This is a genomic window from Roseibium sp. 10G30-5 (assembly GCF_055809635.1).
In genome coordinates this window covers 2,023,366-2,047,983 of sequence record NZ_CM147918.1, presented here as the reverse complement: position 1 = coordinate 2,047,983, position 24,618 = coordinate 2,023,366, and the positions used below count along the sequence as shown (strand labels likewise).

The 24,618-nt window shown below is 57.1% G+C and carries 17 protein-coding genes and 3 pseudogenes; 12 read left to right on the top strand and 8 right to left on the bottom strand.

What is annotated here, in order from left to right; translation table 11 throughout:
• Positions 1 to 358: 358 nt before the first annotated feature.
• From AC0L7U_RS10395 to AC0L7U_RS10380, 4 genes and pseudogenes are all read right to left on the bottom strand, one after another.
• Positions 359 to 1,273 (bottom strand): ATP-binding protein, encoded by a 915-nt coding sequence (locus AC0L7U_RS10395; RefSeq protein ID WP_473690473.1) that lies wholly within the window; start codon positions 1,271 to 1,273, stop codon positions 359 to 361.
• A 2-nt stretch (positions 1,274 to 1,275) separates the two neighbouring features.
• Entirely contained in the window at positions 1,276 to 1,863 is a 588-nt protein-coding gene (locus tag AC0L7U_RS10390; protein ID WP_473690471.1) for an outer-membrane lipoprotein carrier protein LolA, read from the bottom strand.
• A gap of 275 nt (positions 1,864 to 2,138) precedes the next feature.
• A pseudogene (locus AC0L7U_RS10385) lies at positions 2,139 to 4,968 on the bottom strand (DNA translocase FtsK).
• A gap of 331 nt (positions 4,969 to 5,299) precedes the next feature.
• Positions 5,300 to 6,184 (bottom strand): aminotransferase class I/II-fold pyridoxal phosphate-dependent enzyme, encoded by an 885-nt coding sequence (locus tag AC0L7U_RS10380; RefSeq protein WP_473690469.1) that lies wholly within the window; start codon positions 6,182 to 6,184, stop codon positions 5,300 to 5,302.
• A 103-nt stretch (positions 6,185 to 6,287) separates the two neighbouring features.
• On the opposite strand from AC0L7U_RS10380, the gene AC0L7U_RS10375 reads away from it, so the two are divergent.
• On the top strand, positions 6,288 to 7,031 hold the full coding sequence (locus AC0L7U_RS10375; protein WP_473690467.1) for an SGNH/GDSL hydrolase family protein: 744 nt from the start codon (positions 6,288 to 6,290) through the stop codon (positions 7,029 to 7,031).
• 62 nt (positions 7,032 to 7,093) lie between these two features.
• Here AC0L7U_RS10375 and AC0L7U_RS10370 read toward each other — a convergent pair whose 3' ends face one another.
• Positions 7,094 to 7,300, bottom strand: coding sequence for a DUF1674 domain-containing protein (locus AC0L7U_RS10370; protein ID WP_473695756.1), 207 nt, complete (start codon positions 7,298 to 7,300; stop codon positions 7,094 to 7,096).
• Between the two features lie 215 nt (positions 7,301 to 7,515).
• On the opposite strand from AC0L7U_RS10370, the gene htpX reads away from it, so the two are divergent.
• From htpX to AC0L7U_RS10335, 7 genes are all read left to right on the top strand, one after another.
• Positions 7,516 to 8,658 (top strand): zinc metalloprotease HtpX, encoded by a 1,143-nt coding sequence (htpX, locus tag AC0L7U_RS10365; protein WP_473690465.1) that lies wholly within the window; start codon positions 7,516 to 7,518, stop codon positions 8,656 to 8,658.
• A 195-nt stretch (positions 8,659 to 8,853) separates the two neighbouring features.
• Positions 8,854 to 9,759 carry a transcription antitermination factor NusB gene (locus tag AC0L7U_RS10360; RefSeq protein ID WP_473690463.1) on the top strand — a complete coding sequence of 302 codons (906 nt, stop codon included), beginning with the start codon at positions 8,854 to 8,856 and terminating at the stop codon, positions 9,757 to 9,759.
• Complete coding sequence (locus tag AC0L7U_RS10355) at positions 9,647 to 10,258, top strand: RsmB/NOP family class I SAM-dependent RNA methyltransferase (RefSeq protein WP_473690461.1); 612 nt, start codon at positions 9,647 to 9,649, stop codon at positions 10,256 to 10,258. Before AC0L7U_RS10360 ends, AC0L7U_RS10355 begins: the two co-directional genes overlap by 113 nt.
• A 126-nt stretch (positions 10,259 to 10,384) precedes the next feature.
• Entirely contained in the window at positions 10,385 to 10,516 is a 132-nt protein-coding gene (locus AC0L7U_RS10350) for a hypothetical protein (protein ID WP_473690459.1), read from the top strand.
• Positions 10,474 to 12,162: a heparinase II/III family protein gene (locus tag AC0L7U_RS10345; RefSeq protein WP_473690457.1), complete on the top strand. Its 1,689-nt coding sequence runs from the start codon at positions 10,474 to 10,476 to the stop codon at positions 12,160 to 12,162. Before AC0L7U_RS10350 ends, AC0L7U_RS10345 begins: the two co-directional genes overlap by 43 nt.
• A 351-nt stretch (positions 12,163 to 12,513) precedes the next feature.
• On the top strand, positions 12,514 to 14,130 hold the full coding sequence (gene purH, locus AC0L7U_RS10340) for a bifunctional phosphoribosylaminoimidazolecarboxamide formyltransferase/IMP cyclohydrolase (protein WP_473690455.1): 1,617 nt from the start codon (positions 12,514 to 12,516) through the stop codon (positions 14,128 to 14,130).
• A 121-nt stretch (positions 14,131 to 14,251) separates the two neighbouring features.
• Positions 14,252 to 14,380 (top strand): hypothetical protein, encoded by a 129-nt coding sequence (locus AC0L7U_RS10335; RefSeq protein WP_473690453.1) that lies wholly within the window; start codon positions 14,252 to 14,254, stop codon positions 14,378 to 14,380.
• A gap of 128 nt (positions 14,381 to 14,508) precedes the next feature.
• Here AC0L7U_RS10335 and AC0L7U_RS10330 read toward each other — a convergent pair.
• Positions 14,509 to 19,328, bottom strand: a pseudogene (locus AC0L7U_RS10330) (NAD-glutamate dehydrogenase).
• Positions 19,329 to 19,717: 389 nt separating this feature from the next.
• Between AC0L7U_RS10330 and argC the strand changes: the two are divergent.
• The 3 genes and pseudogenes from argC to AC0L7U_RS10315 all read left to right on the top strand — a co-directional run bounded on the left by argC (position 19,718) and on the right by AC0L7U_RS10315 (position 22,333).
• On the top strand, positions 19,718 to 20,665 hold the full coding sequence (gene argC, locus AC0L7U_RS10325) for an N-acetyl-gamma-glutamyl-phosphate reductase (protein ID WP_473690451.1): 948 nt from the start codon (positions 19,718 to 19,720) through the stop codon (positions 20,663 to 20,665).
• 48 nt (positions 20,666 to 20,713) lie between these two features.
• Positions 20,714 to 21,318: pseudogene (leuD, locus tag AC0L7U_RS10320) on the top strand (3-isopropylmalate dehydratase small subunit).
• A gap of 175 nt (positions 21,319 to 21,493) precedes the next feature.
• Positions 21,494 to 22,333 carry a protein-methionine-sulfoxide reductase heme-binding subunit MsrQ gene (locus tag AC0L7U_RS10315; protein ID WP_473690449.1) on the top strand — a complete coding sequence of 280 codons (840 nt, stop codon included), beginning with the start codon at positions 21,494 to 21,496 and terminating at the stop codon, positions 22,331 to 22,333.
• A gap of 125 nt (positions 22,334 to 22,458) precedes the next feature.
• Here AC0L7U_RS10315 and AC0L7U_RS10310 read toward each other — a convergent pair whose 3' ends face one another.
• Positions 22,459 to 22,965, bottom strand: a complete 507-nt coding sequence (locus tag AC0L7U_RS10310) for a cyclic nucleotide-binding domain-containing protein (RefSeq protein ID WP_473690447.1) — start codon at positions 22,963 to 22,965, stop codon at positions 22,459 to 22,461.
• Between the two features lie 68 nt (positions 22,966 to 23,033).
• The gene (locus tag AC0L7U_RS10305) at positions 23,034 to 23,717 is read right to left on the bottom strand and encodes a response regulator transcription factor (RefSeq protein WP_473690445.1); all 684 of its coding nucleotides are present in this window, start codon (positions 23,715 to 23,717) and stop codon (positions 23,034 to 23,036) included.
• 298 nt (positions 23,718 to 24,015) lie between these two features.
• Between AC0L7U_RS10305 and AC0L7U_RS10300 the strand changes: the two genes are divergently transcribed.
• Positions 24,016 to 24,465, top strand: a complete 450-nt coding sequence (locus tag AC0L7U_RS10300) for a L,D-transpeptidase family protein (protein ID WP_473690443.1) — start codon at positions 24,016 to 24,018, stop codon at positions 24,463 to 24,465.
• The last annotated feature ends 153 nt before the right edge of the window (positions 24,466 to 24,618 follow it).

Sequence of the window (24,618 nt, the reverse complement as noted above, 5' to 3'; positions counted from 1 at the left end):
AATTTGATGACATATCTCATTTTCAATACTTCAAAACGACTTAAAAATTGCTCCTAGTAGAGAAGATATACATCAATATTGCGTATTTCATTCATTGACAAAAGCAAATCAGAAAAAGGCAAAATCATGTTTTCTTGTTGTCGTGCAGGATTCCGGTTGCCACATTTCGTCTATATGACATAGAGATTCGGTAGATTAACGCCGAAACCCGCATCGGGTTCCACATCTCGCCTCAAAAATGCGTAATTCGTCGCTAGGGAGGCGATAAGATCAAGAAATTGAATTCAGAATTCGGCTGAACAATTCGCCGTAAAAGGTCTCTATTTTTGCCCTCAACCTAGGCGCTGCGCGATAGAGTTCAGACAGGTACTGGAGCTGAGTTTGCTTCCAGAAGTGTCACCATAGGATCATCTGTGAAAAGACTGTCGATGACCAAGTCAATCCCTGCATGACGTAAGGATAGCTTTTCAGCGACGGAAATTGCAAATTTGGCGACAGATTTTGGCAATGGCTGAGCCAGTTCGCTGGCGTGGCCGCCTTTTGACAGATTGCTGGTGTCGAGGAGCCGAATGATACGACCCGCGTCCGGGATGCTGCCTAGGGTCAGTTTTTGCGAGGCGAGAGTGCGGGCAATGTCGCCTGAAGCACTGTCGAGGCGAACGTGCTCCGTCATGAGAACGCGAATGGCGGTGACGCCATCTCCTGTCACTTCGGGAGGGGAGCGCAGGATGGCGAGTTCGACCTTGCCATCCAGAACGACGGCCCGAATTTCGTGTCCTGTAAGCGCTTTCTGAATCAGGAGTTTTTCGTGGCGTTCAAACAGGGCGTCGAGCGATTGGATCAGAGCGTCCCGGCTCACGACACGATGGACATCGCGCCCGCCATAGCCATCATTGGGCTTGAGAAAGACCGGATAGCCGGTCTGGCGGACAAATTCAAGCGCCTCTTGCTGGCAGGCTGCGCGTTGAACGGGCTTTGTGAGATAGTCTGGCCAGTAAAGCAAGCGGGTGTCCGGGACACGCACGCCGTCGCGCTTCAGAAACTCCAGGCTATAGGCCTTGTCCCCGGCTAGTTGGCTGGCGCCTTGGCCGTTGAGGTCGAAGCGTGTGCCGACAAAAAACGAGCGCTTGCCGTTGGGCGCTTCAATATAGCCGGCGTGGCCGCGCTCGCCATCAAGCACCAGTTTCAGGCCATGTTTCTTGCAAAAAGCACTTAGAAGCCGCTGGACCAGCGGACCCGGGGGGCGCGTCGGGGCGGCGGCTTCCGGCGCCATGATTATCCGCGCCTCTGGCGTGCATTGGCCAGATAGTCGATTTTGAACAGCTTCGGGTTGGTCGGGCCATTCACCTTGACGTTGTAGATCGCGACAGTTGTGTCGAGGCCCTGCTGGTCGGTCACAGTCCACTGCTTGAGTGCATAGTCCTTGGCATCGAAGACAAGGGTCAGCTTACCGGAGTTGAAGGTTGTCTTGTCGGTGATGACGACGGTGACCAGATCCGGCTCAACCTTGACGTCCGTGACCTTGGTATCTTTGGTCAGATCGACGTGGCTGGCGAGCAGAAACCGCAGTGGTGTTTGGCTCAGGGGCCAGATGTCCTGCGTGTTCATCTTGCGGTTTTTGACCGAGACGGACTTTCCATCGGCGATGATATCGAGCTGTGCGGGGGCATTGTAATAAAACCGAACACGTCCTGGACGCGCCAGATAGAACTTGCCATCGGTCTGGTTGCCATGCGGACCGAACTGGGTGAAGTCACCGTCCATCGTCTTGACTTTGTTGAAGTACTGATTGACTTCCGCCAGCGTTTTTTGCTGATCTGCGGACAGAGCTGCTCTGGGCAGGAAGCACGGCAGAAACGGCAAGAAGCGCCGCCAGAACCAGGCATTTGATGGAAGCGAGGGCTGTCTGCTGCACGGTGTCTGATCCTGTATCTGCTTGAAAGTCAAAAATGTCAGTCTGCAAGTCACTGACGCTTATCCTTCACCTAGGTGTCGGATGTGGCAAGTGTGAGGCATTTTGCGACCGTCACGTGTCAACATAATTGAATTTCAAAGAGGGGTGCGGATTTTTGTCTTTGTCAGACAAAAATCCGCACCTGTTCTCAAGATGACGGCCCCGACGAGGCTTGCATCACGCTCTATATGTCGTCGTCCAATCCGTTTTGGACCAGAACCTCGCGTTTTCCCGCATGGTTGGCAGCGCTGATGACGCCTTCATCTTCCATACGCTCAATCAAGGTTGCGGCACGATTGTAGCCGATCGACAGGCGGCGCTGGATGTAAGAGGTCGACGCCTTCTTGTCGCGCAGTACGATGTTGACGGCCTTGTCATAAAGCTCGTTTCCGTCACCATCGCCACTGCCTGAGGCGCTGCCACCACCGTCATAAGGAGCGGAACCGCCTTCATCTTCATCCTGCGTCACCGCTTCCAGATATTGCGGGGTGCCTTGATCCTTCAGATGGGAGACGATGTCCTCGACTTCTTCATCCGAGACGAAGGGGCCATGAACACGCTGAATGCGACCGCCACCGGCCATGAACAGCATGTCTCCCATACCGAGGAGCTGCTCGGCTCCCATTTCGCCCAGGATCGTGCGGCTGTCGATCTTCGACGTCACTTGGAAGGAAATACGGGTCGGGAAGTTTGCCTTGATCGTGCCGGTGATCACATCAACGGATGGACGCTGCGTTGCCATGATCAGGTGGATACCTGCGGCACGCGCCATCTGTGCCAGACGCTGGATTGCACCTTCGATGTCCTTGCCCGCGACCATCATCAGGTCGGCCATTTCATCGACCACCACGACGATATACGGCATGGTTTCCAACGGCAGTTCTTCTTCCTCGTAGATCGGCTGGCCGGTCTCAGGTTCAAAGCCCGTCTGCACGGTGCGGGTGAATTTCTCCCCCTTTTTCATCGCCTGTTTGATGCGAGTGTTGTAGCCATCGATGTTACGGACACCGACCTTGGACATCTTCTTGTAGCGGTCTTCCATCTCGCGGACCGTCCACTTGAGGGCGACAACGGCCTTCTTGGGATCGGTGACGACCGGTGTGAGAAGATGCGGAATGCCGTCATAGATCGACAGTTCGAGCATCTTCGGATCAATCATGATCAGTTTGCAGTCATTTGGAGACATCCGGTAGAGCAATGACAGGATCATGGTGTTGATCGACACCGACTTGCCCGACCCGGTCGTTCCAGCGACGAGCAGATGCGGCATGCGGGCCAGATCGGCGACAACGGATTCACCGTTAATTGTCTTGCCCAGCGCCAGAGCCAGCTTGGCTTTCGACTTTGAGAAATCCTGTGCGTCGAACAATTCGCGCAGATACACGGTTTCGCGCTGCGCATTCGGCAACTCAATGCCAATGGCGTTCTTGCCCGGGATCACCGCGACGCGGGCAGAGATAGCGCTCATCGAGCGAGCCACATCGTCGAGCAAGGTTGATGACGCGAGATGACTTGATACCCGGTGCAGGTTCCAGCTCATACAGTGTGACAACAGGGCCGGGGCGCACTTCGATGATTTCGCCACGCACGCCAAAGTCTTCCAGAACACCTTCCAGAATATGGGCGTTCTGTTCCAGTTCGTCTTGTGTCAGGCCGCGAATGCGGTCTTTTGAATTGGCCTCGGTGAGGAGATCCAGTGGCGGCATCTCATAGGTTTCGGGGGCACCTGCCGGCGGTTCCATCGGTACACCACGGGCAGCAGGTCCGCGTGACGGCATGACCTGTGCCTGCGGCACGACGCGTTTGCGTTGACCACCTTCTACCTCCTCCTGCGGGGGAGGGGAGGCAGGGGCCGCAATGCCGACAGGGCGCGGTGGAGCTTCGCGCACCGGTCCCTTGTTGGACAGCAACTCATCAGGAGAAAATTCTTCCCCCTCTTCTTCGTCGTAGCCGGCTTCAGCCCCTTCAAAGGCATCTTCATAGGGTTCGTAATCGTTCAGTCCGGCATCACCATGGTCCGGATCCCAAGGGGCAGCGCGGGGGGCTGGTTGGGCTGTCGGTCTTTCATAGAAGACATCGAGGCCATCGTCTTCGGCTTCGGGCATCAGCCGGTTGGCGATGGTCTTGCGGAAAGCGCGCAGCGCGCCGCCGTGCCGTGGATCTTCCGGCTCATAGACGGTTTGCGGTTCTTCATCGTCCCATGCCTCATGATGCTTGCGGGTGCGACCGGTTGCACGGCGTAAAAGGGCCAGACCCAGCAAGGACATGTGCTCGACCATGCCGATGCTGGAACTGACAAAATTTGCCAGACGACTGCCGTTGGTCTCTTCATCAGCGTCAATATAATCCTGAACCGTTTCGCCGTAATCCTCCTCGTCGTCGTCATAGGCGTCGCGGGTCGGCGGACTGGCTGGCGCGGCTTTGGCCATGGCGCCACTGGCACCCACAAGCAGAAGCAGCGCCGGAACGCCAAGTACCAGCGCGCCGATGATCACGGCTGCGCCGCGGGTCAGATGGTTGGTCAGAAGGCCCGGCACCTGATGTACCGTGTCGCCGATGAAGCCGCCAAGGCCTGTCGGCAAGGGCCAGGTCTGCGGAACGGGAATGGAAGCCAGTGCGCCAGCAGCCAGAATGGTGCCCAGAACCCAATAGGCGATGCGCTTTCTTTCAACGAACGTGCGGGTGCCTGACAGCAGTGTCCAGCCCCAGAAGACGACCGGAATCAGAAACACCGCTGTCGCCAGACCGACAGATTGCATCAGCAAGTCAGCCGTCATCGCACCAACACGTCCAAGTGCATTGTGGGCCGGTCCGGAGGTGGCATGGTTCAGGCTCGGGTCATTGACCGACCAAGTGGCGAGGCTCGCTGCGGCTGCCGCGGCCACGGCAATGATGCACAGGCCGCCAAGCGCAATCAGATTGCGCCGGAGGAAGCGTTTGAACGGACTTTGAGTGTCCAGCAGATCGACCGAGGGACGGCTATGACTGTTACGAACCGCACTTGCGCGTCTCATGCATTGTCTCCCAACCAGGTTGCTAAGGCGTGTGAGGGCTGTTTCGGTGATGTCTTCAGGCGCGCACAGGCCGACGCGGATATAGGCGTCGCCGGGATTGCTGCCATCGTCTTGTGTCGAGGCCAGATAGCTGCCCGGTAGAACCTTGACGCCTGTGTCCCGCCACAGGCGTTCAGTCACCGCGACGGCGTCACCCCAGCGAGCAATGTTCAGCCAGAGAAAGAAGCCGGCGTCAGGGGTAACGGGGCCCATCAACGGTGAGAGAAGCCGTTCGGCGATCTCGAACTTGGTATTGTAGAGGCGCCGATTGTCGATCACGTGTGCTTCGTCGCTATAAGCTGCTACGGCGACGGCCTGATTGGGCAATGGCACCTGCGGAGCAGCTGAGACCGCGGAAATTGAGCCAGCGCGCCAGAAACACAGGGTCGCCTGCGGCAAATCCACAGCGTAGGCCTGCGAGGTTTGACCGTTTCGACAAGGAATTCAGGACGATGATCTGACCAAAGCTGACGCCGAGGGTTTCGGCGGCTTCCAGAATGCCTGCAGGTGGGGTGTCGCGGTAGATCTCCGAATAGCATTCATCAGCGAAGATATAGAAGCGATGCTTGCGGGCGAGAGAAATCAGTTTGCACCAATAGTCCAGCGTCGCCACCGAGCCTTCCGGGTTGGTCGGCGAGGCGATGTAAAACGCAATCGTGCGGTCCAGCAACGTTTCATCGAGCTGGTCGAGATCCGGCAGAAAGCCTGCATCGGCTTCGGCGTTCAGCAGCACCGCCTGCGCATCTGCGATGTGGGCGGCGGCGGCATAGGTCTGATAAAATGGATTGGGCAGCAACACGGCTGGTACATCGACAGTCTTGCCGAGCACATCACGGGCCGCGATTGCGCCAAACGACAAGCCTTCACGAGATCCATTGAGTGGCAGCACCCCATGGGCGCGGTCGATTTGCGTCTTCAGACCGTAGCGGTTTTCCAGCCAGCTTGCGACCGCCTCCCGAAAGGCAGGTGTCCCGCCGATGGGTGGATAGCGGCGGAAGTCTCCGATATTTTCGGCCAGAACACTGGCGGTGAACTCTGGAATCGCGTGTTGCGGCTCGCCGATGGTCATGGCGATCGGATCCTGCCCAGGCTCGATTTCGGCCAAAAGGGCAGACAAACGCTGAAACGGATTGGAACTCGGCAGGGAGGCCCCACGCCGATAAGCTGTACTCGTCATTATCTAAAATGCCCTACGCATTTACTACGCAATTTTAACGGCTAGGTTACTCTGACCTTGGTAAAGCCTCGATTAACCGTATGGCTTTCAGGGCAATTTTGGTGTGCCGGTCGTCACGCTGGCGGATCTCTCAACTTTTCCCACAGGGCTTGTGGCAGGCAAAGGTATTGAAAAGATGGCGGAAATTATCGAACCCTTTTCTATCGTGTGTTTCGGGGATTCTTTGATCTGGGGCTTTAATCCAGCCGATGGTTCCCGCTATTCGAGCGCCGTTCGCTGGACGAAGCTGCTTCAGTCGCAGTTGGGACCGGGCTTTGATGTGACTGAAGAGGGGTTGAACGGGCGCACCACCGTTTTTGATGATCCGGTCATGGGCAACCGCAACGGTCTGGTGCATCTGGAGACCGTTCTTGCCACACATCGCCCGATCGATTTGCTGGTGTTGATGCTGGGTACGAATGATCTCAAAGCCCGTTTTGGCCTGAGTGCCCAGGAAATCGCCCGCAGTATGGGGCGTCTTATCCGATTGGCCCAGACGGTTGATGCAGGACCGGGAATGACGCAGGCACCGCAAATTCTGCTGATGGCGCCACCGGTCGTGCGGCCATTCGCCGGGTCGCCTTACGAGAATGAGTTCGAGCGTCAGGTGGCACAGGCGACAGTGAAGATCTCCGGCGATCTCAGGATCGCCTATGCCGCGTTAGCGGCAGCAACGAGATGCGCGTTTCTGGATACCTCACAACATGTTGAATGCAGTGCGCTGGATGCCATTCATCTGGACGCTGAGATGCAGGGACCGCTTGCGCAGGCCGTGGCGGCCAAGGTGCGGGATCTGTCCGGTCGCTGAGGTGCTCTGTAGAGACAGTGTTGTTGGCTCCTCGTGTGACGCCTTAATTTGGGTGTCCGACTTTAAAAGTCGGACGTCAGGCCTTTGTGTTCCCAATCGTTGTAGCGGGTTGGCTCGGGACCGTCGCGGCCATTGATTTCCTTGGGAAGTGCGCTTTTACGCGCGTCGATTTCCTGACGCCGGGCTTCGGCTTCCTCAAGGGCGCGCTGGGCAGCGGGGGGCAGGTCCTCAAACGCGCGTCGCGGCACGTCCACGGTCTCAGGTGCCAGCGATGGCGCATCTGTGGCGACTTTGTAGGTCGGGCGCTCGTTGGAATTGTCCGCTGCCGGGGGCGTCGGGGTGTTGTTCTGATCGCTCATGCCTGTTCTTTCTTGCCAGTCCGCCAGCTTGCAGAAAGCTGGTGGCATTCCCATTTCTGCCTTACCCACCCCCTATATAAGGGAGGCGGCACACGTTGGAAAAGGTCTTCAGGGCGATTAAGAGCATGAATTACCTGCGTACTGGAATGCTTCTGGCCGCAATGACGGCACTGTTCATGGCCATCGGCTTCTTTATTGGCGGTCAGATGGGCATGATGATTGCGCTTGTTTTCGCGCTCGGCATGAATGTCTTCAGCTATTGGAATTCGGACCAGATGGTCCTGCGTATGCATAATGCGCATGAAGTGGACGCCCGCAGCGCGCCTGAGTATTACGGAATTGTGCGACAACTGGCGCAAAATGCCGGTCTGCCGATGCCTCGGGTCTATATCATCGACACACCGCAGCCGAATGCCTTTGCCACCGGGCGCAATCCCGAGCATGCTGCCGTCGCAGCTTCCAGCGGGCTTCTGTCGATGCTGTCGAATGAGGAAGTTGCCGGGGTCATGGCACATGAACTGGGCCACATCAAGAACCGTGATATTCTGACGATGACCATCACGGCGACGCTGGCCGGGGCGATTTCCATGCTGGCGAACTTTGCTTTTTTCTTTGGTGGAAACCGCAATAACAACAATCCGCTGGGCTTTGTTGGCGTGTTGCTGGCGATGATCGTTGCGCCGCTGGCGGCTATGATCGTGCAGATGGCCGTGTCGCGGACACGGGAATATGCCGCCGACCGGGCAGGCGCCGAGATTTGCGGGCAGCCGATGTGGCTTGCCTCCGCTCTGGAAAAGATCGCCGGTGGCGTGCAGCGGGTGCATAATCCGGCCGCCGAACAGCATCCGGCGACCGCCCATATGTTTATCATCAATCCGCTATCGGGTGAGAAGATGGATGGTCTGTTTTCGACCCATCCGGACACCGGCAATCGGATTGCCGCGTTGCAGAAACTGGCGCAAGGCGGCTTGGGCAACAAAAGCTATCACGCAGCTGCCCCGACACAATTTGAGCAGCCTTCCTTTGACGACGACGGCGCTGTCGTCGGTCCGTGGGGGCGAGAGGCTCGGCGTGCTAAGTCGCGGTTTGGTCGTAGCGATCAGCCAGCCCCGTCGCGGGGACCCTGGGGCCGCTCCAACCGATCATCAAATGAGCCTTCACCTGCGGAACCGCTGCGCCCCTCCGAAGGGCGACAGGCAAAGCGCGGGCCTTGGGGAAGACGGTTGAATGATCGTGGCAATGACAAGCCGCGCGGCCCTTGGGGCTGACGTCCGCCGCTGTTTTGCTGCCAATTGAGGGCGGGATTGTTGCTTTGTGTGATGCTGGCGCTTGTCACGGCTGATGTCTGCGACTGAGAAATCTCTTTCTTCAGCCGCAGAAGACGCGTAAAAGCCGCTTCACATTGCCGTCCGACCGAATGTCGAGGCGCTGCGTTTAATTCCTCACAGTGAAAGCCTTCTGATTTGGCAGACCACAAGCGTCCCCGTTCCAGCAAGACCCCTCCGGCAGAAGCTCCGAAGCTGACGTTCCCTCCCGGTTTTCAGGCGCGCAAAGCCGCTGCCGATATGCTGGGCAACGTCGTTTTCAAGCGGCGCCCGCTGGATGGTGAGCTGGATGTGGTGAACGGCCATCCCGGTTTTCGCGAATTGCCCGGCAACGATCGCCAGTTGGTGCGCGCTATCATCGGCACCAGTTTGCGACGTCGAGGCGAGATCAATGCCATTCTGGATCGTTTGCTCGATCGTCGCATTCCGGAAAAAACCGGCCGTGTCATGGACATTCTGCATGTGGCCATCACGCAAATGCTGTTCATGGATGTACCGGACCGCGCCGCCGTGTCTCTGGCTGTGGAACATGCTGGGTTTGATCGTCGTGCCAAGCCATACAAAGGCCTTGTGAATGGCGTGCTGCGTCGTCTGGGACGCGAGCTGAAGGTTATGAAGTCCGATCTTGATGCGGAACGTCTGAACACACCTGACTGGCTGTTTGAAAATTGGGTCGAGATTTACGGCGAACCGCAGGCGCGCAGCATTGCAGCGTCACATGCCTCCGAGGCGGCACTCGATATCAGCGTCAAGATCGACCCGGCGGGCTGGGCAGAACGGCTCGGCGGCGTCGTTGTGGGCAACGGCTCTGTGCGTGTGCGTGAGCGGCTTCAGATCGAGCGCATCCAAGGGTTCGAAACGGGCGACTGGTGGGTGCAGGATGCCGCAGCAGCACTGCCCGCGCGTCTTTTGGGCGATGTAAGCGGTAAGCGTGTGGCCGATTTGTGCGCGGCTCCATGGCGGCAAGACGTTGCAGCTTGCTGCGGGCGGGGCCGATGTCACGGCCGTCGATATTTCCGGCAGCCGCTTGAAGCGCCTGACTGAAAACCTCAAGCGGCTGAACCTGAGCGCCAACGTGGTGACTGAGGATCTGCGCAAGTGGGAGCCGGACGCTCCTTTCGATGCGATCTTGCTTGACGCGCCCTGCAGTGCGACAGGCACCATCCGCCGGCACCCTGATCTGCCCTGGATCAAGCAAATGTATGATGTGGAAACTTTGTCTGGCGTTCAGGCAGAACTTTTGCGTCGCGCTACCTCTTGGTTGAAGCCGGGCGGACAGCTTGTTTATTGCACCTGTTCGTTGGAGCGGCAGGAAGGGGAAGACCAGATCAACAGCTTCCTGGCAGAAAACAGCGGCTTTGCTCTGGTGCCGATTACGGCCGGTGACCTTGGCGGCCTTGCGCATCTGGTCACACCGGAGGGGTGTCTGCGCAGCCGTCCAGATCAACTTGCGGTGGCAGAAACGCAATCTATTCAACAAGATGATTTGCCTTTGGTGCGTGGTCTTGATGGTTTCTTCGCAGCGCGAATTGCGCGGATTTAACGAGAAAGAAACCAATTTTCGGGTTTTATGGTGAGATCTTGCTAACCATATTCCCGATTTGAAAAGACGCGTTTCGAAAGGCCTCGCAATTACTGTGACCGTGCTAGCTGACCTGCAGAAGGTTCCATGACCATGGGACTGGTGCCAGAACAGAGCCGTATTGCGCGCCTGGCGATGACGCGTCGCCTGGCGACGTTGGCTGCGCTGGCTGCACAGTGGGCCGATGTTTCGGTTTTCGCCGTCCGGCACGACGCCTGAACGCCTTCTCATCGCCCCCTGGGATTTGCGCACCGCTGACTAAGGCCAATGCAGCCGATATCTACGGCGGCCGGTTCCTGTTTTCCGGTCAGTTGGTCGAGACGCATGGCGATACTCCGTTCGAAGTTGAAAACGCCAATGCAGACTGGCAGCGTGAGCTGCATACATTCGGTTGGTTGCGCGACTTGCGTGCGGCCGACACGCAGATTTCCCGCCAGAATGCCCGGGCTCTGGTCGACGATTGGATGAAGCATTGCGGTCGTTGGCACCGGATTGGCTGGGAAGTCGACGTGACCAGTCGCCGGGTGCGGTCATGGCTGGCACATTCGCCCTTCATTCTGGAAGGGTGCGACCATGAATTTTATGCGCGCTTCATGCGGTCCCTGGGCCGGCAGATCCGGTTTCTAAGACGCAATATCAACGACACGGAAGATGGTCTCGAGCGTTTGCAGTCCTCAATGGCGATTGCAGCTGGCTGCATTTCCATGACCGGGTCTTCGAAAATCGCACGCAGCGCGGTGCGACGCCTGAATCTGGAACTGACGCGGCAGATCTATCCGGATGGCGGGCATATCTCGCGCAATCCCCGTGCCGTGGTGGAAATCCTCGCCGACCTCCTGCCTCTGCGTGAGGCCTTCATCGTGCAAGGGCTGGAAATTCCCGAAGCCATTCTGCGGTCCGTCGACCGGATGATCCCGATGTTGCGCTTCTTTCGGCATGGCGACGGTGCGCTTGCGCATTTCAACGGCATGGGGTCGACTCCATCAGATCTGATTGCCACGATCCTGGCCTACGACGATGCGCGTGGGCAGGCTCCGGTCAACGCGCCGCATTCCGGTTATCAGCGTCTTGTCGGTGGCGATGCAGTTGTGATCGTTGATACGGGCCGCCCGCCAGTGCCACATTTGAGCACGGAGGCACATGCAAGTTGCCTGTCGTTTGAGTTCTCCAGCGGCGTTCAGCGTTGGATCGTCAATTGCGGAGTGTCAAATCGGGTCAGCCCAATGTGGCGTCGCGTTAGCCGCTCCACCCCAGCGCATTCTACTGTTACGCTCAACGACATGTCATCGTGCCGTTTCTTGCCTGAGACCCGGTTCGGCCAGTGGATGGGGTCGCCGATCCTGTCGGGTCAGACTGTGGTTCCGGTGGAGCGAACGGACGGTGATATGGGCACGCATCTGACAGCGTCGCACAATGGCTATGCCGAAGCGCTGGGCATCATTCATGTTCGCGACATCCGCCTGTCCTCGGATGGGACGGTGCTGGACGGCGTCGATAGCCTGCATTTTCAAAATCGCATCGGTCCGATGACCGAGTTCGCCGCGCGCTTTCATTTGCATCCCTCCATTCGTGCCAGTCTGATGCGTGACGGGTCGGTTGTGTTGCTGGTGTCTCCTGATGGCGAGGCATGGGAGTTTGATGCTCCGGGGTTTGAGTTGGGACTGGAAGAGAGCATCTACCTGTCGGATGTCTATGGGCATCGCAAGACAGAGCAGATTGTTATCTACGGGCGGACGCCGGAAAGTATTTCGTTCGTTTGGCAGTTCCGGCGGACATCGACCGCAGCACGCGGCGGGCGGCGCAGTCGGGAGCCTGCGTTCGAGGACACCTCGTTGTTTGACTGGCATCCGGACGACGACGCCTGACTGCAAAAAGAATATGCAAATTTCGCAGGGCGGTCGCAAAAGCCGTCCACGCGCACTCTTTTTAGCGCAAAGCGGCCGCCAGACCACCTTCCGGTTGGCAAGCTTTCATGCTAGGGAGTGGCGCAATTAATGCATTTTAAATGGCGTCATAAACCGCAAGAAGCTGCGAGGACGGGGTCTCCAGGCGGGTTGTCGCCCGGGTGAGCCGCCTAATCAGAGCGAAACGGTGTTGACGTCCTGATCAGGCAAGGCGCAGGCACCTGTGTTCCGGTCATTTGAAGCGCATTCATGAGGCCTCTTCCCAGGCCATCACCAATCCAATGTAAGCTGTCCAATTCAAGAGGCGTCGTCATGGCCATTGTCTCCAAGAGCATTCCGGTCCCTTCCCTTGTTCCCGTCAAGCGGGCTCTTCTGTCGGTGTATGACAAGACAGGACTTGTCGAATTCGCCAAGGCACTGGCCGCGCGCGGTGTCGAGCTGGTGTCCACAGGCGGTTCCTATAAGGCCTTGAAGGATGCTGGCCTGGACGTTCTGGATATCTCGGAAGTCACGAACTTCCCGGAAATCATGGATGGTCGCGTCAAGACGTTGCACCCGAATGTGCATGGTGGTCTTTTGTCGATCCGCGACGATGCTGATCATCAGGCCGCGATGGAAACCCACGGCATCAAGGGCATCGATCTGTTTTGTGGCAATCTCTATCCGTTTGAAGATGTGGTGGCCAAGGGCGCAGACTATGCGACCGGCATCGAGAACATCGACATCGGTGGCCCCGCCATGACACGCGCCGCTGCCAAGAACCATGCCTATGTCACTGTCGTGACCGATCCGGCTGACTATGACAAGGTCATTGCCGAACTCGACAAGAATGACGGTCAGGCCCCGATCGAATTGCGCAAGACGCTGGCGCTCAAGGCGTTTGCCCGGACAGCAGCCTATGATGCGGCTGTCTCTAACTGGCTTGCGGCGCAACTTGATGAAGCAACACCGGCGCACCGTGCGCTGGGTGGCAGCCTTGCAGAAGTCATGCGCTATGGTGAAAACCCACATCAGTCTGCTGGCTTCTACAAGACTGGCGAACAGCGCCCAGGCGTTGCGACAGCTCGCCAGATTCAGGGCAAGACACTGTCCTACAACAACATCAATGATACGGATGCTGCGTTTGAGCTGGTCAGCGAGTTTGACCCGGCCCGCACTGCCGCAGTGGCCATCATCAAGCATGCCAACCCTTGTGGAGTGGCTGAGGCGACCAGCCTCAAGGCGGCCTATGAGCTGGCGCTGCGCTGCGATCCGGTCTCCGCGTTTGGCGGCATCGTCGCGCTGAACCAGAAGCTGGATGTCGCCGCCGCTCAGGAAATCGTCAAGATCTTCACGGAAGTGATTATTGCGCCAGATGCCGATGATGCGGCAATGGAAATCATTGCAGCCAAAAAGAACCTTCGCCTGCTTCTAACCGGAGGTCTGGCCGATGCGCGAGCACCGGGGCTTTTCGCCAAAACCGTTGCCGGGGGGCTGCTTGTGCAGTCGCGCGACAATGGCATTGTCGAGGATCTCGATCTCAAGGTCGTGACAAAGCGTGCTCCGAGCGAGCAGGAGCTTGTTGATCTCAAGTTTGCCTTCCGCGTTGCCAAGCACGTCAAGTCGAACGCCATCGTCTACGCCAAGGATGGGGCAACGGTTGGCGTGGGTGCGGGCCAGATGAGCCGGATCGATTCCGCTCGCATCGCAGCCCGCAAGGCGCTGGATGCTACGGACGCCGCCGGATTGAGCGAAGCGCTGACCAAGGGCTGCGTTGTGGCCTCCGATGCGTTCTTCCCGTTCGCGGATGGGCTTTTGTCGGCCGCTGAAGCTGGTGCTACGGCTGTTATTCAACCGGGCGGGTCTATGCGCGACGATGAAGTGATTGCAGCAGCGGATGAAGCTGGTCTCGCCATGGTCATGACGGGTATGCGTCATTTCCGTCACTGAGTGTCTTGAACTGATGGGGCGTTCGGGAGGATACTGTTTCTCACGTCCTGAAATGGCCTGCGGCATGGTCCGCCGAACCGAAGCCTGACTGTGAGAACAGGGTCAGGCGCTGGAGAAAATGATGCTGGAAGACACTCCGCTGAAGACCAAGTTGCTTTTGGGATTCATGACGCTGACCTTTATCGGCTTTTGTGCAGGAACCGCAGTTGCGGCCTTTCAATATGCGTCGATGTGGCTGAGTGGCAGCTGACGCAGAGCCCACCGCGTTGTTGTTGGCAGCGTTGTAAATAAAAAGCCGCAACGGGTTTTCTCGCTGCGGCTTTTTTTATTTGCAGGTGAAGGGCCGGGGGGCCCCGGCCTCTTTCTTGTCGTTGGGCTTTACCGGTATTTTGCAATCTCGGCCAGCAAGCTGGCGGCGACGGCGAATTTCGACACGGTCAGGTCTCCGTCGAGGATCTCGTTCACGGTGCGCGTTGTGCGGTGAACGTCATCTTCGTGGGTGCCAAGCCAGCTCTGGAAGCTGCCTGCGCGGATTGCCCCTTCGGCCAATTCTCGATGGGCGGCTTCCAAGGTGGAGCGGGCGCGATCCAGCGCCAGGCCGTCATAATAGTCGGAAATGCGCAGTTCGCGGGTCAGTGCGTCCATGGCACCAATCCGGAAATGCTTTGCCACATCGAAAAAGGCGAGGGCTGCCGTTTCCATGTCGGAACTGGTGGATTCTGCAATCAGAACAATGTTGGGGATGGCAGCTTCCAGAGGCAATACAGGCAATGCGCTTGGCTAGTTTTTCAGGCACTCCGGCAGCGACATAGCGATCCTGATCCGCCTGGATTTCACTTGCCCCCTGATCGCCGATCAAGGTTGCCAGACGCGGGCGCAGATCATTTATGCCTGTGCCGAAGCGCTCGACGATGTCCGAGATGCCCTTCTCGAAGGCAATGTTGCGCTTGAACCAAACCACCTGTTCGAGCAGCAGATCCTGAAGACGCCGGTACAGTTCCAACTGCAACGTGCCATCAATCTTGGTGTCCAGCACGTCGATCTCGCTATGCAGTTCCGTCAGGCCATAGCTGTTGCGGACGGCTGCATAACCCTGCGCAATCTCAGAGGCCTTGGCGCCGGTCTGATCCATCAGACGGGTGATGAAGGTCAGCCCGCCACGGTTGATGATCGAGTTGGCCAGCATGGTGGCGATGATCTCACGGCGCAATCGATGTGACTTGATTTCGTCGCTATAGGTGGAGGCCATTTGTTGCGGGAAGTAGCGGAACAATTCTCGACCCAGATAGCTATCGTCCGGCACGGGGCTTTCCAGCAGTGCATCAAACAGCGAGATCTTGGCATAAGCCAGAAGGACACCAAGTTCGGCACGGGTCAGCGGCTGACCGGCCTTGGACATATCAGCCAGTCCTGGTGTCATCGGGCAGTTGTTCGACCTGCCTGTCCAGATGTCCGGCCTGCTCTTGCTGGCGCATCATCCGGACCTGAAAGCCAAAGTCTTCCATGCCGCGCCGCTCGGTCAGCGACAGGGACAGCGTTTGCAGGTAGTTGTTGCGCAGCACAAGCCCTGCCACCTCATCGGTCATTTCGGCCAGAAGCGTATTCCGGTCCGGGATCGTCAGCTTGTCAGCCTTGACGGCTGCTCCAAGCGCGATCTTGATGTTAACCTCCATGTCGGAGGAGTTCACGCCAGCAGAGTTGTCTATAGCATCGGAGTTGCATCGGCCGCCGCACTGGAGAAACTCAATGCGCGCAAGTTGCGTCAGGCCAAGGTTTGCGCCTTCGCCAATAACCTTTGCTCCAACCTGATTGGCTGTGATGCGGATGGCATCATTGGCGCGGTCCCCGGCCTCGGCATCTGTTTCTGAGGTGGAGCGGATGTAAGTGCCAATGCCGCCGAACCACAACAGGTCGACTTCCATGCGTAAAATGGCCGACATGACTTCCTGCGGCGTTGCGCGCTTCTTGGCAATGCCCAACAGATCCTGAATTTCCTGCGACAGCGGGATCGACTTGTCCTGACGTGAGAAGATACCGCCGCCCCTGGAGATCAGCTCGGAGTTATAGTCGCGCCAAGACGAGCGCCCCAGATCAAAGACGCGCTTGCGCTCATCCCAGCTTGTGGCTGTGTCGGGATCCGGATCGATAAAGATGTCGCGATGGTCGAAGGCGGCGACCAGACGGATCTGCTTTGACAGCAACATACCGTTGCCGAAGACGTCTCCGGACATGTCGCCAACGCCGGCCACTGTGAAAGGCTCGCTCTGGATGTCCCGGTTGACTTCACGGAAGTGACGCTTGACGGCTTCCCAGGCCCCACGCGCGGTGATGGCCATCTTCTTGTGATCATAACCGGCAGATCCGCCAGAGGCGAAGGCGTCATCCAGCCAGAAATCGCGCGACTGCGAAATGCCGTTGGCGGTATCGGAAAAGGTTGCTGTGCCCTTGTCGGCTGCGACAACCAGATAGGGATCGTCCTGATCGTAGCGCTTGACGTCCACGGGCGGGGCAACCGTATCGTTGATCAGGTTATCCGTCACGTCCAGCAAGGCGTTGATGAAAATCTTGTAGCTTTCCGTGCCTTCCTTGAAGAAGGCTTCGCGGTCACTCGCGTCAGGCAGGCGTTTGGGTACAAAGCCGCCCTTGGCGCCAACCGGCACGATCACGGCGTTCTTGACCTGCTGTGCCTTCACCAGCCCCAGCACTTCGGTGCGGAAATCCTGCGGGCGGTCTGACCAGCGCAAGCCGCCGCGGGCGACCATGCCGAACCGCAGATGGACGCCCTCGACACGCGGGCTGTAGACGAAGATCTCGCGGAAGGGACGCGGCCGTGGCAGATCCTCGATCTCACGTGAATTGATCTTGAAAGAAATCGTTTCCTTGGGTGCGCCGGCTCCATCCCGTTGGAAGAAGTTGGTGCGCAGGATGCTGTCGACGGCATTCTGAAACCGCCGCAGGATGCGGTCGTCATCCAGGCTCGAAACCGCGTCAAGACTGCCGGCGATGTCCGCTTCGATGTCTTCGACACGCTTTGTGCGATCGCCATCTGCCAGCACAGGGCTGAAACGGGTGTTGAAGAGTTGCACCAACGCCCGGGAAATGTCCGGATAGTTGTTGAGTGTCGTCCACATATAGTCTTCGGAGAATGGGATGCCAGCCTGCCGCAGATATTTGGAGATGGCACGCAACGCGGCAATGTCCCAGCCAGGGCAGGTGCGCCGTAACGGCAAGCGCGTTGTAGCCATCATTGTCTGCATTTCCCTTCCAGACGGCCATGAACAGATCTTCCAGCCGCTTCTGAAGGTCGTTTTCGTCCAGCGAAATCGTGCCGCCACGAGCGGCTTCGAGCGTCATTTCGTGCAGATAGAACAAGGGGCTATCGGCAGGAGTGATGCGATAGGTCCGCTCGTTGATGACGCGGAAACCCATGTTTTCCAGCAGTGGCACGCGGGCCGACAATGGAATGGGCTCATCCCGGTGAATGACTTTCAAAGAGACGCGTTTTGCACTGGATGCACTGCCGTTCTGGAACAGTGTGGCCGTGTTTTCCTCGCCGTGCAGCGACTTGATGGTGATGATGTCACTCAGGGCGCTGGAGGCGTTATAGACCTCTTTGTAGCCGCCATGGAAAGCGAGTGCGTATCGGTCTGCCAGACTGCGGGCCGTTACCGGATCAAATTTTTCGCGCAGCGCATCGCGCAGATTGTCCGGCCATGTGCGAATGATTGAGGCAATGGCCTTTTCCAGTTCGTCACGATCCGGCGTTGGTGTCGGGCTTGTATCGCGACCGACAATGAAATGCAGCCGGGTCAACGGCGCTTCCATGTAGCTGACGTACTCAGGCGGAGAGGCGCCCATCGAAAACGGAAGCCAGATAGGTGCCGATGTTCAGCCGGATTTCAGTTTTGTAGCGATCCCGGGGTACAAAGACGAGAATGGAGACATAGCGATCAAATTTGTCGGCGCGCGCCAGCACACGAATGCGCGGGTGCTCGTCGAGTTGCAGAATGGTGATGGCAAAATCGAACAGGGTTTCGCGCTCGATCTGGAAAAGTTCATCGCGCGGATAACTTTCCAGCACATTGTTCAGAGCACGACCCGAGTGGCTGTCAGCATCGTATCCGGCGCGGGCCAGAACGCTGGCGACCTTGCGGCGAATGAATGGAATGGTGCTGGTTGGCTCGGTGTAGGCGGTGGACGCGAACAGCCCGACAATGCGCAATTCACCCACCATATTGCCGTCGTCGTCGTACAATTTGGCACCGACGTAATCCATGTAGACACGCCGGTGAACGTGGCTTTTCACATTGGCCTTGGCAATGATCAGGGCTTCCGGCTTCTTCAGAAATTCGCGGATTTCCGGCGTGATCTGAACGAATTCCTTGCCTCGGCGCAGCACACGGACGTCCGGATCGGAAAGAACCCCGAGGCCGGTGTTCTCATAAGGCGACAATTCGCCTTCTTCTATTCCGCCTTCGAACTTGTATTCACGCATCCCGAGCAGGATGAAGTTGTCAGCGGCCAGCCATTCGAGGAAGTGGATGGCTTCCCACAGTTCGTCACCACCGCTGTTGGCCTGCGTCGTCTTGTAGGTGTTGATTGCCTGAAGCAGACGTTTCTGCATTGGCTTCCAGTCGGTGACGGAGGCGCGCACGTCGTTCAGGACGATGTTCAGCCGATCGGTCAGCTTGTCGCGTTCTTCCTCGGAATCGATCCGCGAAATGTGGATATGAATCAGGCTTTCCTGATTGTCTTCGCGGGGGGCGCCGCGCTTCTTGCCGGATGCCTTGAGCAGAGTGCCATCTGCGTCGCGCTCGACATCAAAGATCGGGTGCAGGATGAGGTGGACTTCCACCCGGCTTTCCTGAAGCTCCGACATGACGGAATCGACCAGAAACGGCATGTTGTCATTGACGATCTCGACGACCGTGATTTCTGAAAACCGGTTGCCTGTGGCGCGGAATGCAGGGTTCTGAACGCTGATGCGGTGTGTACCCTTGGGGTGGCGGCCGAATTCCTGCCAGGGCTTGCCGGGCAAAGCCGACAAGTTCTTCAAGAGTGTACCCGATGACGTCTTCGGCTGCACCGCGCATATAAAATTCCCGGGCAAAATCCGCGAAGGCTTCTCCTTCCGGCTCAAGCTGGGCATGCAGTTTGGCGATGAGCTCGGTTTTCTCAACGTCTTTACGGTCAGGCATTTTCCACCCTTTCTGCTCACGATGGAGGCAACATTTTCGGTTATGCTAGCGCTAGACTGTGAAGGGAACGCTTACGTTTTTAATAAAGATCCGGGTTTCTTCCTGCTCGTTTGACCGCACAGGCACGCGCGAATTCGAGGCTGTCCTGTTGTGACTGGACCCCAAAAGGCTCACAGCATTCATGGTCGGGTTTCTCAGGCCCAAAGTTGATTAATGCACTCCCCGGGCGATAGTTCGACCGCTCGGCATCTTCTTTTGCTCCGTTTGACGAGAGATGAGTTTGACTCAACAAGCGATTGAGTTTGAATCTCATGCAAGAAGATGACTTTTTAGCGAAATCAGGTTAGATAGCTGCGGGTTTTACCGGCAACGTGAGAGGAACCAGAGCGATGGTCGCGCGTGTATTTATTGATGGCGAAGCAGGCACAACGGGATTGCAGATCCGCGAGCGTCTGATCGTGCGTCGAGATATCGAGCTTCTGTCGATCCCTGATCATCTGCGCAAGGATACCCAGGCCAAGGCGGATTTGCTTAATGAGGCCGATGTTGCCATTCTTTGCCTGCCGGATGCGGCTGCCATTGAAAGTGTGGCGCTGATTACCAGCGACACCACCAAGGTGATTGATGCTTCGACCGCGCACCGTGTTGCGGATTGTTGGGACTATGGCTTTGCGGAGATGGACAAGGGGCAGGGCAATCGGATTGCCGCGTCGAAGCGCGTCGCCAATCCCGGGTGCTGGCCACAGGGGCTGATTGCTTTTCTGCGCCCTCTGATTGCCGCTGGAATTTTGCCTGCCGATCTGCCGATCTCCATCAACGGGATTTCGGGATATTCCGGCGGTGGCAAGTCGATGATTGCCGACTATGAAGCCGCAGGCAATTCTGCCAATCCGTTTGCGCCCTATGGTCTGACTTTCAATCACAAGCATCTTCCCGAGATGCAGGCCTATGCAGGTCTTGCTCAGGCGCCGTTGTTCACGCCTGCAGTTGGCGATTTCTATCAGGGAATGCTGACGTCAATCCCGCTGAACCTGGCCTCCCTTGCACGCACGCCGAGTTTGCGTGACGTGCATGAAGCCTTGAGCGATCACTACAGCGCCATCCCTGGTGGATTTGTTGAAGTGGCAAGTCTTGGGGATGCGTCCCCTGCTGCGCTCGATCCTCAGGCGCTCAAGGGCACCAATGCCATGCGCCTGCATGTTTTTGGCAATGATGACAGACATCAGGTCGCGCTGGTGGCTGTCTATGACAATCTGGGCAAGGGCGCTTCAGGTGCGGCTGTCCAGAACCTGAACCTGATGCTTGGAGTGGATGCGGCAACAAGTCTTGCCGCCTGAGCCCGGGCCTCATCATTACTTGGAAGATCTCTGGAGAGGAGAAACGTCTTGGAAAAATTTGACACGCTAACGGGTGTGGCGGCTCCGATGCCGATCATCAATGTCGATACGGACATGATCATCCCGAAGCAGTTCTTGAAAACGATCAAGCGCACCGGTTTGGGCAGCGCTCTGTTCCACGAAATGCGCACCCATGACGATGGCTCGGAAAATCCGGATTTCGTGCTCAACAAGCCAGCCTACCGCAATTCCAAAATCTTGGTTGCGGGCGACAATTTCGGTTGTGGATCGTCGCGTGAACATGCCCCGTGGGCGCTGCTCGACTTCGGTATTCGCTGCGTGATCTCTACGTCCTTCGCTGATATTTTTTACAATAACTGCTTCAAGAACGGTATTTTGCCGATCAAGGTGTCAGAAGAAGATCTCGACAAACTGATGGATGATGCCTCACGCGGCTCGAACTCCACCTTGTCGATTGATCTGGAAGCCCAGACGATCAAGGGGCCGGATGGTGGTGAGCTTGGGTTTGAAATTGATCCTGGCGTAAACATTGCTTGTTAAACGGCCTGGATGACATTGCCCTGACGCTAGAGAAAGGGTCTGACATTCAGACTTATGAGAGCAAGACAGAAGACAGCCGTCCCTGGGCTTAAAGATCTTCAGGTGTTGCCTTCTCCTGCGGTTTCTGTGCCTCGGCCTTCTTGGAAGGCCGAGGCGTTTTATTAAATTTTATTTATGTACGTTTGTTTCTGGTGCTTTGTCTGGTTTTGGACATTTTCTGACCTACTATCCAAACCATGAAGATCTATCAGCAATACGCACCCTGGCTTGATCGGCGCGGGAACCTGTCCATGGCCCAGACTGCTTGTCTTACTGGCGCTTCTCGCGCCGGGCGTCTTTATCTTTGCCGAGCTTTTCTTCGGTCCGGTGCATGCCGAGCCCTATGAGGACGCTTTGCACGAATGTGGTGAATGGACGATCCGTCTGCTTGTCCTCACCCTTGCGATCACGCCCATTCGGCGGATCTTTCACTGGAACAAGGTGATCCAATACCGCCGCCTGATTGGCGTGTCGGCGATGGCCTATGCGTTGCTGCATCTGATGCTTTATATCGTGCAGCAAAACTGGAAGGTTGGCACGGTCATCAGCGAGATCGTGCTGCGTTTCTATCTGACCATTGGCTTTGTGGCGCTGTTGGGATTGGTGGTTCTCGGGCTGACGTCTTTCGACAGTGCCATCCGAAAGCTGGGCAAGCGTTGGACCCAGTTGCATAAATTGATCTACCCGATCATGGCGCTGGGGCTGTGGCACTACTTCCTGCAATCGAAATCGGATGTTACTGAGCCGACGTTGATGGCGGGTCTGTTTGGACTGCTGATGATCTACCGGCTGGCGCAGCGCTTCAAAATTCCGCTGACCAATCCGCTGGTTCTTCTGGGCTGTGCCATTGCAGGCGCAGCGCTGTCGGCGGGCATTGAGTATGTCTGGTATGCGCTTGGTACCAATATTCCCGCCTACCGCGTGTTTCTGGCCAATTTTCAGTTTGCCTATACCATCCGTCCGTCCGTCTGGGTCGGCATCATCGGTGTTGCGGTCGCGATCGCGGCTCTGCTCTTCAGGTTGTACAAGCGTTTCGTGCCGCAACTGCCGATTGGGCGAAGGGCGTAATTGCTGCGTGTATCAGGTCCAGCATATTGAGAGCGGGTGGAAACGAGAGGGCGAGCCGGAAACGGTTCGCCTTTTCCATGAGGATCGCAGTGGGCGAGACTCTGATCGGATTTATACGCGTCTGGTTACTCGCTCGGCGCAGGTTTCTTCTGCGATCGGCTGGCGTTGAGAATTTCCAGCTCGGCCATGCGAACGCCAATGGGTGCGATGGCTTCAGCCGTGCGCTGATAGCGCAGGGCGTGCATTTCATAAAGACGACGTGCGGTTTCCGGATATTCCTGGATCATGCGCTTGAAGAGCGCACGGCGGATCCGGATGACGCGGACACTGCCTTCAGCCACTGCCCGGCAGGGGCGGCGCGTGTCGACGAGCATCGCGGTCTCGCCCAGAAGCGTGCCGACGCCGACAACATCGACACGGGTCATCTCGCCACCAGAGCGCTGAAGCAGAGCGATTTCACCCTCGGCCACGATCAGAGCGCCGTCGGAGCGTTCGCCCTGATCAAAAAGCACACTGCCATTCAGGTAATCGAGGCTCTCGGCGCTGAACGCGAGCAGACGCAACTGATCCTCTTCGAAATCGGAAAGGATCGGTATGTCTTTCAGGATCGCAATGTCTTGGGCCAAGCTCATGATGTAAGCTTTACGCTGCTTTTTGCGCCGGGTCCAGATTGCGGTTGCAGCACAACCGCAATCCTTGTTTACGGAACCAGCTTGTAGCCACCAGCTTCAGTCACGAGAAGACGCGCATTGGACGGGTCATGCTCGATCTTCTGACGCAGACGATAGATATGCGTTTCCAGAGTGTGCGTCGTAACACCCGAATTGTAGCCCCACACTTCGTGCAGCAACACATCACGCGTGACAGGTTTTTCGCCTGCGCGATAAAGGAACTTCAGAATTGAGGTTTCCTTTTCCGTCAGCCGGATCTTGTCGCCATTGGAATCCTGCATCACCTTTGCGGCTGGGCGGAACGAGAAGGGACCAATGGTGAAGGTCGCGTCTTCGCTCTGTTCGTGCTGGCGCAAATGCGCGCGAATGCGCGCCAGCAGCACGGAGAATTTGAACGGCTTGGGAATATAGTCGTTCGCTCCGGCTTCCAGGCTCGGGATGGTGTCACTGTCGCCGTCGTGGCCGGTCAACATCAGGATCGGCGCATTGAAGCCGCTTTTGCGCAGCAGCTTCACCGCTTCACGACCGTCCACGTCTGGCAGGCCAACATCCATGAGCAACAGGTCAACTTGGCCCTGCTTTGCTCGTTCGATCGCCTTGGTTGCAGTGTCCGCTTGGATGGTGGCGAATTCGTCGTAAAGCGATAGCTGTTCGACCAAGGCCTCACGGAGCTCGTTATCATCGTCAACAATCAGGATGGTACGGGCAGTCATTGTCGGCTCCTCAGTCGGTTTGGCGCCATTTCGGTCTATCTTAGCGCTATGCATGCACGCTGATCAAATCCTTGCGAGCATCAGTGTTCACCGCAAGTTGTGCAACGTCAATTACCTCATGATAAATCACAAGTTCTTCATCTGATATGTAGGTCAGAATGGGATTTTTCGGGCTGGATGGACGGAAATCATGCGGAAAGTGATCACTTCAAGGGGTGTCTCGTCGAAAATAACGAGGGTGCTGGGCGTTCGATCCCTCAGGCGGGATGCGAAACGAGGAATAATTTGTCTGGGCAATTTGCAGTTTCCTTGCGCCCTTGGGCGTTCAGGAACAACATCTTGCAAGCAGGAAGGAGATGGCGCAACGCCCATAGGCGTTTTTCCGGTGTTGCAGGTCTATTATCGCGCAGATCGCGGTTTGCGGCCCAGAACCGGATTGCCGGTGTCTGCGCTTGAGCCCGATGATGGGTGGTGTGATGATCCCTTGTCGCCACGCTATAATCGTCCTGTTAAATTGCCGTTTACGTTTGGGCATGAGCATCTTTGGCGCTCAGACAATCTATACGATATAATTGTTGTTCTGGATCAAAACATGTTCCCGGCTGTGCCGGGTCGTGGCAGTGCGATCTTTTTTCATGTGGCGCGGGCGGGCTATGCACCGACCGAAGGCTGTGTCGCCATTGCTGACAAGCACATGCGCTGTCTTCTCGAAAAACTGGGGCCGGGAGATGCCTTGCGAGTTTACTGACTTGGGTAATAGTCCTTGCCTTCACGGGCATCCGGCAAGCTGTGGTCTGGTAATTGCGGGTTGTTTCGGCCATATAGTGTCAGAATAAGCCTGCGCTGCCGTGGTGACGGCCAGCCTTTCAACTCCGATCAATTACTAAGACTGGGTTCGCGA

Bases quoted from the DNA above. Each gene is read 5' to 3' on its own strand.
- AC0L7U_RS10395 (WP_473690473.1), bottom strand. From the start codon at position 1,273: ATGGCGCCGGAAGCCGCCGCCCCGACGCGCCCCCCGGGTCCGCTGGTC.
- AC0L7U_RS10380 (WP_473690469.1), bottom strand. From the start codon at position 6,184: ATGACGAGTACAGCTTATCGGCGTGGGGCCTCCCTGCCGAGTTCCAAT.
- htpX (WP_473690465.1), top strand. From the start codon at position 7,516: ATGAATTACCTGCGTACTGGAATGCTTCTGGCCGCAATGACGGCACTG.
- AC0L7U_RS10350 (WP_473690459.1), top strand. From the start codon at position 10,385: ATGACCATGGGACTGGTGCCAGAACAGAGCCGTATTGCGCGCCTGGCG.
- purH (WP_473690455.1), top strand. From the start codon at position 12,514: ATGGCCATTGTCTCCAAGAGCATTCCGGTCCCTTCCCTTGTTCCCGTC.
- AC0L7U_RS10335 (WP_473690453.1), top strand. From the start codon at position 14,252: ATGCTGGAAGACACTCCGCTGAAGACCAAGTTGCTTTTGGGATTCATG.
- argC (WP_473690451.1), top strand. From the start codon at position 19,718: ATGGTCGCGCGTGTATTTATTGATGGCGAAGCAGGCACAACGGGATTG.
- AC0L7U_RS10310 (WP_473690447.1), bottom strand. From the start codon at position 22,965: ATGAGCTTGGCCCAAGACATTGCGATCCTGAAAGACATACCGATCCTT.
- AC0L7U_RS10305 (WP_473690445.1), bottom strand. From the start codon at position 23,717: ATGACTGCCCGTACCATCCTGATTGTTGACGATGATAACGAGCTCCGT.